Consider the following 11,538-nt stretch of genomic DNA (forward strand, 5'->3'; position numbering starts at 1 on the left):
TGCCTGGGAGAGTTATGCCGCTCGCTCATCCCCGGGGCTGCGCTCGAAGTAGCGCTTGTACTCCCGGCTGAACTGCGACGTACTCTGATACCCCACACTGTGGGCCGCCTGCGCCACGCCCATCCCCTCAACCAACAGCAACTGCTGGGCCTTGAGCAGCCGCAGACGCTTGAGGTACTGCACCGGCGACAACAGCGTGCAACGCTTGAAGTGTTCGTGGAACGTCGACGCACTCATGTGCGCATAACCCGCCAAGGTCTCGATGTTCAGCGGCTCGGCGTAATGGGCATGCAGGTGGTTCAACGAGGTCGCCACCCGGGAAAACTGCCCTTGCTGCTCCACCAGCGCCCGCAACACATCCGCCTGTGGCCCGCGCAACGCGGTGAACAATAATTCCCGCACCCGCGCCGGGCCCATGATCCGGCTCTCCAGCGGATCGTGCAGGCACTGCAACAGCCGTTCGACACAGCCGCGCATGGCGTCATCCAGCACAACCGAGCTCATCGACTCCAACGTCTGCGCCGCTGGCGGTGGCCCGGACTGGATGCCCATCGCCATCACCAACTCACCCAGCACCACCCGGTCAATGCCCACCGTCACACCCAACAGCGGCGCATTCGGCATGGCAAAGGTCTCGCATTCGAACGGCACCGGCATCGCCTGGATCAGGTAATGCCCGGCGCCATACTCCAGGGTTCGCGGGCCCAAATACGCGACCTTGCTGCCCTGGGCGACGATCATCAGGCTCGGCTCATAAATCTGTGGGCCCCGCGCCACATCACAACTGGCGCGTAATACCTGCACGCCGGGCAAGTTCGTGGGCGAGAAACCATCACGGGGTGTCAGCGGTTCGATCAGGGAAACCAACGCGGCATTGGCGTCGACATGGCGGGTCAACAACATGGCAAAAACTTCGCGAAAAAGGGGATGACACCATCATCGCAGGTCTGGCGCCACAGTGATCCAATCCAGGGGCACTCCCGGACGAATAGGCATGAGACTCGGAGCAATCGCCATGGCCGCCCCAAGGCACGGCGAGGAGAATGCGCCACCTCACCTGTTACTGCACCTGCGAGGTTTCTCCATGTACACCGCCATCGGTTACGCCGCTCAATCGGCCACCACTCCCCTCGCCCCCATGTCCTTCGAACGCCGTAGCCCGCGCGCCGATGACGTGGCGATCGAAATCCTCTACTGCGGCGTTTGCCACTCCGACATCCACCAGGCCCGCAACGAATGGGGCATTGCCGTGTACCCGCTGATGCCGGGCCACGAGATCGTCGGTAAAGTCACCGCCGTCGGCGCCAGCGTCACCGCGCACAAAGTCGGCGACCTGGTGGGTGTTGGCTGCATGGTCGACTCCTGCCGTCACTGCGACGCCTGCCACGCCGACCTCGAGCAATACTGCCTCGAAGGCCCGACCATGACCTACGCCACCCCGGACCGGGTCGATGGCAGCAACACCATGGGCGGCTACTCCGACAGCATCGTGGTCAGCGAGCACTTCGTGGTGAAGATCCCGGCCAAGCTCGACCTGGCCAGCGCCGCGCCGATCCTCTGCGCCGGTATCACCACCTACTCGCCGCTCAAGCACTATGGCGTGAAGGCTGGCGACAAGGTTGGGGTTCTGGGCATGGGCGGTTTGGGCCATATGGGCATCAAGTTCGCCAAGGCCATGGGCGCCGAAGTGACGTTGTTCACCCGCTCCGCGAGCAAGGCTGAAGAAGGCCGTCGCCAGGGCGCCGATCACGTGATCGTGTCCACCGACGAAGCGCAGATGAAAGCCGCTGCCGGGCATTTCGACTTCCTGCTGGACACCATTCCGGTGCAGCACGACTTGAACCCCTACCTCGATGTGCTGCGCTTTGACGGCGTGCACATCCTGGTAGGTTTGATCGAGCCGGTCGACCCGCCCGTCAATGCCGCCAAGCTGGTGATGGGCCGCAAGGTGCTCGCCGGTTCGTTGATCGGTGGGATTGCCGAAACCCAGGAAGTCCTGGATTTCTGTGCCGAGCACGGCATCACCTGCGACATCGAAATGCTCGACATCCGCCACATCAACGAAGCCTACACCCGCATGATTGCCGGGGATGTGAAGTACCGCTTCGTGATCGACATGGCGACCCTGAAGGCCTGACAGATTGCCCCCCGTAGCAGCTGTCGAGCCTTGGCGAGGCTGCGTTCGCGGTGTACCTGATACACCGCAGACGCAGCCTCGCTGGGGCTCGACAGCTGCTACGGGAAGATCAGGCCTTCGCGCCCAACTCCGCTGACAGCCGCGCTGCGACCTGTTTGATCACAGGGATCAGCTCGGCCATTTTCTCCAGCGGCATGTAGGGCACGGTACTGGCGATGCTGATGCCGGCGACGATTCGCCGGCTGGCATCGCGCACCGGTGCCGCGACACAACGGATCGACGGTTCGTTGTCTTCCAGATCAAACGCATAACCGCCCGCCACGTATTCCTGCATGCGCTGTTCAAACTGCGCCCAGGATTGCTCGGGGTGCTGCGGCCACTGCAAGTTTTTCCCGCCTGTTGGCAAGCTGACCTGATACAGGCGCTGCCACTCTTCCACCGTGTCATCCAGCAACAACGCCTTGCCGATCCCGGTACGCGCCAGCGGCATGCGATGGCCTACGCGCGAGCGCATTTCCGGGCCATTGCGGCCAGGGTTCTTGTGCAGGTACAGCACGTCGTCGTATTCGCGGATCGCCAGGTGGATGGTGTCGCCGGTCAGCGCCGACAACTCGTCCAGGTAAGGAACCGCCAGGCTCACCAGCGGTAATTCCTCGCGCGCCTGAAAACCCAACTCGATCAACTTGGGCCCCAGCAGGTAGCCGACTTGCGGCACCACGCGCAGGTAGCGCTCTTCCACCAGGCAACTGGCCAGGCGGTGAGTGGTGCTGCGGGTGGTGCCGATGCGCTTGGCAATCTCCTTGAGATCCCGCGCGCCAGCCGCCACCGCCTGCACCACGCCCAGGCCACGGAGCAGGGTTTGAGTGCCGGTGGGGGCGGCGTCTTTGACGGGAGTGTGGGCGTTTTCCTGCATATCGGGCCTATTGGGAAGTACGAAAACGGCGAGCATTATGGGCGGTCACGACTGTTGTGGCGAGGGAGCTCTGTGGCGAGGGGGCTTGTCCCCCGTTGGGCTGCGCAGCGGCCCCAAGAGAGTTACCCGATTTTTCCAGACAGATCAGAGTTGCCTGGCTTTGGGGCCGCTTCGCAGCCCAACGGGGGACAAGCCCCCTCGCCACAACAAGCCCGCTCCCACATTGGTCTTGTGGCGCCCTTTTTATCGTTGCTTCATCCTGTCGATAATGACCGCCAGCAACAGGATCGAGCCGCGAATCACGTATTGGTAGAAGGTGTCGATGTTCTTCAGGTTCATCGCGTTCTCGATGATCGCCAAAATCAACACCCCGGCAATTACATGCCGGATCATCCCGATCCCGCCGCTCAACGACACCCCGCCCAGCACGCACGCCGAGATCACCGTCAGCTCAAACCCCTGGCCAATCATCGGTTGCCCCGAGGTCATCCGCGACGCCAGGATCACCCCGGCCAACGCACCGATCACCCCGTGCACGGCAAAGATGATGATCTTGGTACGGTCGACATTTACCCCGGCCAGCAACGCCGCTTCCTGGTTGCCACCGATGGCCATGGTGTTGCGCCCGTAGGTGGTGTAGTTCAGCAGCCAGCCAAAAAACACAAAGCACAGCACGGTGATGATGATCGGCACCGGCACGCCAAACAGCTGGCCGTTACCAAAGACGAAGAAGTTTTCGTCCATCACGCCAACCGCCTTGCCGTTGGAAAAGATATACGCCAGCCCACGCACGATCTGCATCGTCGCCAGCGTGGCAATCAACGCGTTGATCCGCAGCTTGGCGATCACGATGCCGTTGATCAGCCCCACCACCAGCCCCATGGCCAACGCGGCCGACACGCCGAAGAACACGCTGTCGGTGTCGCGAATCACGATCCCCGCCACCACGCCCGAACAGGCGATCACCGAGCCCACCGACAAGTCGAAGTGCCCCGACGCCAGGCAGAACAGCATGGTGCAGGCTGCAATGCCCACGGTGGAAATCGCCAGCCCCAGGCCGCGCATGTTCAGCGGCGAGAGGAAGTTGTCGATGAAAATGGCGCTGAGCACAAAGATGCTCAAGGCCGCCAGCAACATGACCCAATCATCGAGAAACTTGCGCTGGTTGAACCCCGGCCAGAAGCTTCTTGCGGTTTTTACCTGTGACATACCTACCCCTCGTATTCTTCAGTCCCGCGTACGCGGAAGAGCCAGTTGCAGCAGCCGTGCTTCGTCCGCTTGATCGCGGGTCAATTCGCCGGTCAGGGCGCCTTCGCTCATCACCAGGATGCGGTCGGAGATGCCCATCACTTCCATCAGGTCGCTGGACACCACAATCACCGCAATGCCACTGGCCGCCAGGTTATGGATGATCTGGTAGATCTCCGACTTGGCACCGATATCGATGCCGCGCGTCGGCTCGTCCAGCAGCAAGACTTTCATCGGCATCGACAGCCAGCGACCGAGAATCGCCTTCTGTTGATTGCCGCCCGACAGGAACAAAATCGGTTGGTCGGCAGACGGCGTGCGCACGTTCAGCGCGCTGATCTGCCGCTGGGCGTTGGCGCGTTCCCAACCGCCCTGGATCAGCCAACCGAAGCGCGCATGGTCACGGCGCGCACTGATATTGATGTTCTCCGCGACACTGGCGCGGGGCACGATGCCTTCCTTCTTGCGGTCCTCGGGGCAGAGCAATACACCCGCCGCAATCGCATCCCGTGGCGTCTTGAACGTCTGCGCCTGGCCATGCAACACCAAGGCACCCTGGGTACTGCGCGACAGCCCGGCCAGCAGGCGCAACAGCTCGGTGCGCCCTGCCCCGACCAGGCCAAACAGCCCAAGAATCTCGCCCTTGTTCACCTGCAGACTCACCGGTTCCTGCAAGCCTGGCCCGAGCAGACCTTCGACTCGCAACGCTTCACCGGAGTGCTCGCGCGGTCGGTAATTGTAGATGTCCTGGATATCGCGCCCGACCATGCAGTTGACCAACTGGTCGACGTTCAACTGCGCCATGTCCTCGAAGGTGCGCACGAAGCGCCCGTCCTTGAACACCGTCACCGCATCGCAAATCCGGAACACTTCTTCCATGCGGTGCGACACGTAGAGGATCACCCGGCCTTCATCCCGCAGCCGGGCGATGATCACCATCAGCCGCTCGATCTCGCGGGCCGAGAGGCTGCTGGTGGGCTCATCGAACGCAATCACATGGGCATTGCGTGACATGGCCTTGGCGATTTCCACCAGTTGCCGCTGCCCGAGGGACAGGCTGCCCAGACGCATGTTCGGATCGATTTCATCCGCCAGACCTTTGAGCAATTCCCGCGCCTTGCGCACCATCGCGCCGCGATTGACCACGCCAAAGCGCGACGGCATATGCCCCAGCAGCAGGTTCTCGGCGACGGTCATTTCCGGCACCAGTTGCAGCTCCTGGTGAATCACCGCGATGCCGCTGGCGATGCTGTCTGCCGCCGATTTGAAACTCACACTGCGTTCGCCCAACTGCAAACTGCCGCTGTTGGGCGGATAAAAACCGCCGAGGATTTTCAGCAAGGTCGACTTGCCCGCGCCGTTCTCGCCCATCAGCGCATGCACCGAATGGGGCCGCGCTTCAAAGCTGATCTGCGCCAAGGCTTTCACCCCGGGAAACTCTTTGCCGATGCCGTTGAAGCGCAGGCTTTCTGCTGCAGCGCTGTTCATTTCCACAGACCGATCTTGCTCAACTCTTCCTTGAAGTTGGCGCGGGTGATCAGGGTCACGTTATCCAGTGCGGTGAACTTGGCCGGCTCGGTGCCTTTGGTCACCCACTCGAACATCGCGGTAGCGGTTTTATAGCCGGACGCATCGGGGCTGAGCAGCATCGAACCGTAGAAACCGGTGTCGGATTTTTTCAGCTCTTCGATGGCGTCGGTGCCGTTGATGCCCACGCCGATGACATTCAGCGCCTTGAAGCCGGCGCTTTCGGTGGCGCGTACGCCGCCCAGTACGGTGCTGTCGTTCATGCCGCCAATCAGCAGGTTTTTCGCGCCGCTGGGCAGTTTCACCAGGGCCGAGTTGGTGGAGTCCATGGCGCCCGGCACGTCGAGGGTTTTCTGCGCGGTGAACAGGATATGGTCAACCGGCAGGCCGGCAGCCTTGAGGCCTTCTACCGAACCGTCGGTGCGTTTCTTGCCGGTCTCGAGCTCGTCAAACGTATTGATGACGGCGTAGGTGTCCTTCCAGTCCCAGTTGCGATGCTTGGCTTCGGTGGCCATGGCTTCGCCTTGTTTCTGGCCGATCTTGTAGGCGTCCAGGCCGACGTAAGGCACGTCTTCCATGGGCTTGCCCTTGGCGTCGACGAAGCGGTCGTCCACCGCCAGCACTTTCAGGTTATTCAGCTTGGCCTTCGCCATGATCGCCGGGCCGAGGGACACGTCCGGCGGGCAGATGACGAAGCCCTTGGCGCCGTTGGCAGCGAGGGTGTCGATGGCGGAAAGAGTTTTCTCGCCGTCGGGCACGGCGATCTTGATCACGGTGAAACCATGGTCCTTGCCGGCTTTTTCAGCGAAGGCCCATTCGGTCTGGAACCAAGGCTCTTCCGCCTGCTTGACCAGGAAGCCGATCTTGACTTCTTCGGCAGAGGCCAGGCCGCTGAGTGCCATCGTGAGTGCAAGGGTGCCTAGTGTCTTCTTGAGCATGAACCACCTCTTCTTGTTATTTGGAAACCTGTTAATCGTGGTACATCACCGACCGCCCGCCATCGATCATCAGGCAGGTGGCATTGATAAAGGGCGCCTCATCGGTCGCAAGAAACAGTGCCGTCATCGCCACTTCAATCGGCTGGCCGATGCGCTTGGGCGGGTGCAGGTCGAAGGCACGCTGGCGCTCGGCGTGCGGGTCGGCAAAGCCGTTCCAGTAATCGACGTTGAGTTGGGTTTCGATATAGCCCGGCGCGATGGCATTTACGCGGATGCCCTTGGGCGCGTATTCGATGCCCAGTGCGCGGGTCAGCCCCAGCAGGCCGTGCTTGGCCACCGGGTACGGGAAGCAACCGGGAATGATGTGGCTGGAATGGGTGGAGGCGATGTTGATGATGTTGCCGATGCCCTGCTCGATCATGTGCGGCAACACGGTGCGGCAGCCGTACCAGGCGCCGTCGAGGTCGATGGCGAAACAACGGCGCCAGTCTTCGTCGCTCATTTCCAGCGGGTCGCGGAACACGTTGACGCCGGCGCAGTTGACCAGCACATCGACTCGGCCAAAGCGTTCGATGGCCACGTCCACCAGGGAGCGCCATTGGTCCTTGGAAGTGATGTCGACGGGTTGTGCGTAAATCTCGGCGCCGCGTTCGCGCCAGTGAGCGGCGACCTTCTCGACCTTCTCGCCCTGGATATCACCGATTACCAGGCGCGCCTGCTGAGCCTGGAAGCAAGCGACGATTGCCTCGCCAATGCCTTGGGCGGCACCGGTAATGACCACGACTTTGTTCTTCAGTCGCTCGCCGTAAGTCGGCTCGGGCACCGGAGGTAACGACAACGGTTGTGCCTGCATCGCTTCACCTGTTTTGTTTTTGGTAGTGAGTGCTGATGCGCAAGACTATAAACCCAGAAACCAAAACATCTCAATATATAAATTATCATCCCATATAGTGAACAAATGTATAAAAAAACCGGCTGTGATAGCCGGCTCTTTATAGGCCTTCAACCCTGGGCGAAATCCCTCAAGGCATCGCCCTCCATGCGGTAGCGCACCCACTCTTCCTGTGGCTGGGCGCCGATGGATTTGTAGAACGCAATGGCCGGCTCATTCCAGTCCAGCACGCTCCACTCGAAACGCCCACAGCCATTGTCGCAGGCGATTTTCGCGAGGTGGCGCAGCAACTTCTTGCCCGCCCCGCCGCCGCGTTGCTCGGGGTTGATGTACAGGTCTTCGAGGTACAGGCAGTTGCTGCCGAGCCAGGTGGAGTAGCTGAAAAAGAACACCGCAAAGCCGATCGGCAAACCGTCCCGCAGGCAGATCAGGCCGTGGGCGGTGGCGCCTTCGCTGAACAGGCTGCGCTCGATGTCCACCACGCTGGCGATCACTTCGTGGCGGGCTTTTTCGTAGTCGGCAAGCTCGGTGATGAAGGCCAGAATTTGCGCAGCATCGCTGGGCACGGCGGAGCGAATCTCGATGGTCATGGACTGGCCTTGTCAGGGAAATAAAGCACACATACTAAGGCGCTTTAATGACCGATTGCAGTGCAATTTGATTCGCGGCTAACCTGCAGGCCGTCGACCTTTGAGAATCCCCATGCCCTTCACGCCACTGACCGACCTCGCCGCGACTTTATTGCCTCACGCCCTTGAGCCTTCGGAAGACGGTGCCCACGACCTGTCCCATTTGCAGCGGGTGTGGCACAACGTGCGCTCGATCCAGGCTGAGGAAGGTGGCGAGCTTGAGGTGCTGCTGGCAGCCGTGTTGCTGCATGACTGCGTGGCAGTGGAGAAGAATTCACCGTTGCGGTCCAAGGCGTCGAAGCTGGCGGCGGACAAAGCCGGGGAGATTTTGCAGGGGCTGGGCTGGCCGCCCGCAACGATTGCTGCGGTGACGCATGCCATCGAGACCCACAGCTTTTCGGCGGGCCTTACTCCAGTGACGCTTGAAGCGAAGATTATGCAGGATGCCGACCGTTTGGATTCCCTGGGCATGATCGGCGTGGCCCGCACGTTTTACATCGCCGGGCGTATGGGCAGCGGGCTGTATGACCCGGCGGACCCAACGGCAAAGCACCGCGAGTACGACGACAAGCGCTTCTGCCTCGACCATTTCCAGACCAAGCTGCTGCATCTGGCGGGCGGATTTCAGACGCCGACGGGGCAACGCATGGCCCTGGCGCGCCATGAGCGGTTGAAGGGTTTCATGGACCTGTTCATCGAAGAAATCGGCACGCCATACTCCGCTGTGGGCTAACGCAAGAACCGCGAACCACAGAACAATCCCACGCGCCGTGCATGGTAAAAGTTGGGCATAAATCCAACAGACGCAAGGCCTTTCAATGCACTCCTCACCTGCGGTTGGCGGAAAACTGTTCGCCCTTTTCTGCCTCGCCAGCTACCTGCTTTCCCTGTCCTATGGCTCGACATTCTTGCTGTCGCTGCTGATCCATTCGCGTGGCGGCAACGAACACGACGCCGGCAGCGTGATCTCCATGGCAATGCTCAGCACCTTTGTGGCGGTGCTGGTTTCCGGGCATCTGGCGGACCTGCTGGGAGCCGCCAAGTCCATCGCCCTGCTCGGCGTATTGCTGGTGGTGGCGTGCCTGGGCTTTGCGCTGACGCCGGGATTTGGCGAGGGACTAATGGTCTTCGGCTTGTCGTTGGGGTTGGGCTGGGGCGTGTTCTATACGCTGGGGCCGATCATCGTCGCGATGCTGGTGGAACCGGCGCAGCGGGCCAAATATTTCGCCCTGCTGTCGGGCAGCATGATGACCGGGATCGGCTCCGGGCCGCTGTTGGGGCGGGCGGCAAGTGCGCTGGATTTTTCGCTGACGGCGGCGTTTTATATCGCGGCGCTGGCGAGCCTTACGGGCGTGGTGATTTTCTGGCGGCTGGGTCGCGCCCTCAGTCAGCACTCTGCGCCGGCGTCGAAGATTTCCTGGTCGGCGACGCGCCAGGTGCTGTCATCAAAAGCGGTGTTCGCGATCATCATGGTCGGCCTCGGCGGTTGCGTGTTTGGTGGGCTGTCGAGTTTCCAGACCAGCTACGCGGCGCTGCACGGGCTGGACTATTCGCTGTTCTTCCTGGGCTTCATGAGTGCGGCGATTACCAGCCGCCTGCTGATCGCCGGCATCGTGGTCAAGCGTGATCCGTATTGGGCGGCGTGTGTGTTGTCGGGGTTGATGCTGGTGTCGATTTTCCTGTTCGGGTTCAGGGTCAGCGGCAACTACAGCTACCTGCTGGCGGCTGTCACCTTGGGCGTCGGTTATGGCCTGACGTATTCGGTGATCAATGGGTTGGCTGCGAACGAGGCGCCCGCCGGCACCACTTCACAAGCGCTGCTGTTGTTCAGCCTGGCGTACTTTATCGGGGTATTCGGTTTCCCGCTGCTGGCGGGCAAGGTCATCGTCGAATACGGCATGCCGACCCTGTTGATGAGCGTGCTGGCCGTGGCTTTGCTCAATTGGCTGATCACAGTGGCGCGGTTGATCTGGCGCCGAATCGCGTCACACAAAATCTTACAAGCGACGTAAGACCGTTCGTCGGTATCGAGGCACGAATCGCAAACGGGGGCGGACCAATATCAGGTAAGGACATTAATCATATGGAGACACCATCATGACGACTTCCAAATTTGCCGCCCTCGCCCTCACCGGTTTGCTGTCTGCCGTTTCGCTGAGCAGCTTTGCCGCCACCACAGGTTCCAGCACCGGCCCGACCGACCCTGTCGGCAGCCCGCCCAACCCCGCTACCCAAGAGTCGAAGGACTCGATGGGCACCGGCATGGACACCAATGGCGGCGCCATCATCGACAACAGCAAAGACCCACGCACCCAGGGTGACGACACCAATCGCAACAGCGGTGCAGTACCTAACGGCAAAATGGGCCCAGGCGCCACTTCGCCTTCGATCAATAAAGGCGATGACTCAAACATCCCTGGTGCACCAAAACAGCCAGCGCCTTAACCCGCGAGAAAGACGAACACCCAACCATTTCCCAGTGAAGAGGTATGCATGAACGTCGATCACAACCTTGAAAAAGAAGTCCTCACCCGTCTGCTCCACGCTCATCCCAGCGGGCTGGGCAAGGAAGTGCTGGACAACTACCGAGGTGAAAAAGTGGTGGCCAGCGCCTTGGCCACCTTGCAGGACCGCGGGTGGATCAAGGAAGGCCATGTGACCTGCAACGATGCCGGGGAACACGCGCTGAACCTGCCGATCAAGCTCACCGCATCCGGCGTGGAAGCGGCTCGCAAGCTGGAAAGCGAAGCGGGCCAGTAACGCACTTTGTCTGGCCTGGCCCTTCGCGAAGGGCCAGGCCAGAAGGAGTATCGAAATGCCTCGTGGAAGCAAAGCCAAATACACCACCGAACAGAAGCGCAAGGCCGCTCATATCGAAGAGAGTTATGAGCACAAGGGCTTGTCGAAAGAAGAGGCCGAGGCCCGGGCTTGGGCCACCGTCAACAAGCAGTCGGGTGGCGGCGAAAACGCTGGTGGTTCAGGCCAGCGCAAGGCGCCGGCGAAAAAGTCTCAGGACCGGCATGAGTCGGCCAAACGGGCTGCGGCCAGTCGTGAAGGGCATCCGCGAAACAGCAGGATGTCGCTGGGCACGCAGACCAAGGAAAGCTTGCTGAAGGAAGCGCGCGCCAAGGACATTCCCGGGCGTTCGACCATGCGCAAGGATGAGTTGATTGAGGCGCTGAAAAAGGCCGGTTAACGCGGATCAAAATGTGGGAGCGGGCTTGCTCGCGAAGCCGGTGTATCAGTGCCAGATT

13 protein-coding genes are annotated in these 11,538 nt (G+C 61.1%); 6 read left to right on the forward strand and 7 right to left on the reverse strand.

Translation table 11 applies throughout. The features are described 5' to 3' along the window. Positions 1-12 precede the first annotated feature (12 nt). On the reverse strand, positions 13-903 hold the full coding sequence (locus tag SNL23_RS25575; RefSeq protein WP_318304002.1) for an AraC family transcriptional regulator: 891 nt from the start codon (positions 901-903) through the stop codon (positions 13-15). A 181-nt stretch (positions 904-1,084) separates the two neighbouring features. Between SNL23_RS25575 and SNL23_RS25580 the strand changes: the two genes are divergently transcribed. Beyond that, positions 1,085-2,137 carry an NAD(P)-dependent alcohol dehydrogenase gene (locus tag SNL23_RS25580; RefSeq protein WP_076015094.1) on the forward strand — a complete coding sequence of 351 codons (1,053 nt, stop codon included), beginning with the start codon at positions 1,085-1,087 and terminating at the stop codon, positions 2,135-2,137. 109 nt (positions 2,138-2,246) lie between these two features. On the opposite strand, the gene SNL23_RS25585 is transcribed toward SNL23_RS25580, so the two are convergent. From SNL23_RS25585 to SNL23_RS25610, 6 genes are all read right to left on the reverse strand, one after another. Then, the gene (locus tag SNL23_RS25585) at positions 2,247-3,050 is read right to left on the reverse strand and encodes an IclR family transcriptional regulator (protein WP_258347197.1); all 804 of its coding nucleotides are present in this window, start codon (positions 3,048-3,050) and stop codon (positions 2,247-2,249) included. Positions 3,051-3,293: 243 nt separating this feature from the next. Then, on the reverse strand, positions 3,294-4,259 hold the full coding sequence (araH, locus tag SNL23_RS25590) for an L-arabinose ABC transporter permease AraH (RefSeq protein WP_076015092.1): 966 nt from the start codon (positions 4,257-4,259) through the stop codon (positions 3,294-3,296). A gap of 18 nt (positions 4,260-4,277) precedes the next feature. Beyond that, positions 4,278-5,786 (reverse strand): L-arabinose ABC transporter ATP-binding protein AraG, encoded by a 1,509-nt coding sequence (gene araG, locus SNL23_RS25595; protein WP_167663680.1) that lies wholly within the window; start codon positions 5,784-5,786, stop codon positions 4,278-4,280. Continuing rightward, positions 5,783-6,763 (reverse strand): substrate-binding domain-containing protein, encoded by a 981-nt coding sequence (locus SNL23_RS25600; protein WP_026077771.1) that lies wholly within the window; start codon positions 6,761-6,763, stop codon positions 5,783-5,785. The genes araG and SNL23_RS25600 overlap by 4 nt, the downstream gene beginning before the upstream one ends. Before the next feature lie 31 nt (positions 6,764-6,794). Next, a complete protein-coding gene (locus SNL23_RS25605; RefSeq protein WP_167663681.1) occupies positions 6,795-7,616 on the reverse strand; it encodes an SDR family oxidoreductase in 822 nt (273 codons plus the stop codon). Positions 7,617-7,765: 149 nt separating this feature from the next. Further along, positions 7,766-8,245, reverse strand: a complete 480-nt coding sequence (locus SNL23_RS25610; RefSeq protein ID WP_318304004.1) for a GNAT family N-acetyltransferase — start codon at positions 8,243-8,245, stop codon at positions 7,766-7,768. A gap of 112 nt (positions 8,246-8,357) precedes the next feature. Here SNL23_RS25610 and SNL23_RS25615 point away from each other — a divergent pair, with 112 nt between their 5' ends. The 5 genes from SNL23_RS25615 to SNL23_RS25635 all read left to right on the forward strand — a co-directional run bounded on the left by SNL23_RS25615 (position 8,358) and on the right by SNL23_RS25635 (position 11,480). Next, positions 8,358-9,017, forward strand: a complete 660-nt coding sequence (locus SNL23_RS25615) for an HD domain-containing protein (protein ID WP_076015089.1) — start codon at positions 8,358-8,360, stop codon at positions 9,015-9,017. 85 nt (positions 9,018-9,102) lie between these two features. Continuing rightward, complete coding sequence (locus SNL23_RS25620) at positions 9,103-10,296, forward strand: MFS transporter (protein WP_318304005.1); 1,194 nt, start codon at positions 9,103-9,105, stop codon at positions 10,294-10,296. 85 nt (positions 10,297-10,381) lie between these two features. Beyond that, positions 10,382-10,729: a hypothetical protein gene (locus SNL23_RS25625; protein WP_010165919.1), complete on the forward strand. Its 348-nt coding sequence runs from the start codon at positions 10,382-10,384 to the stop codon at positions 10,727-10,729. Between the two features lie 48 nt (positions 10,730-10,777). After that, positions 10,778-11,044, forward strand: coding sequence for a hypothetical protein (locus SNL23_RS25630; protein WP_017475797.1), 267 nt, complete (start codon positions 10,778-10,780; stop codon positions 11,042-11,044). A gap of 55 nt (positions 11,045-11,099) precedes the next feature. After that, positions 11,100-11,480: a Rho termination factor N-terminal domain-containing protein gene (locus SNL23_RS25635; RefSeq protein ID WP_076015087.1), complete on the forward strand. Its 381-nt coding sequence runs from the start codon at positions 11,100-11,102 to the stop codon at positions 11,478-11,480. Positions 11,481-11,538 lie beyond the last annotated feature (58 nt).

This window comes from Pseudomonas sp. SED1, assembly GCF_034044025.1.
Lineage (GTDB): Bacteria > Pseudomonadota > Gammaproteobacteria > Pseudomonadales > Pseudomonadaceae > Aquipseudomonas.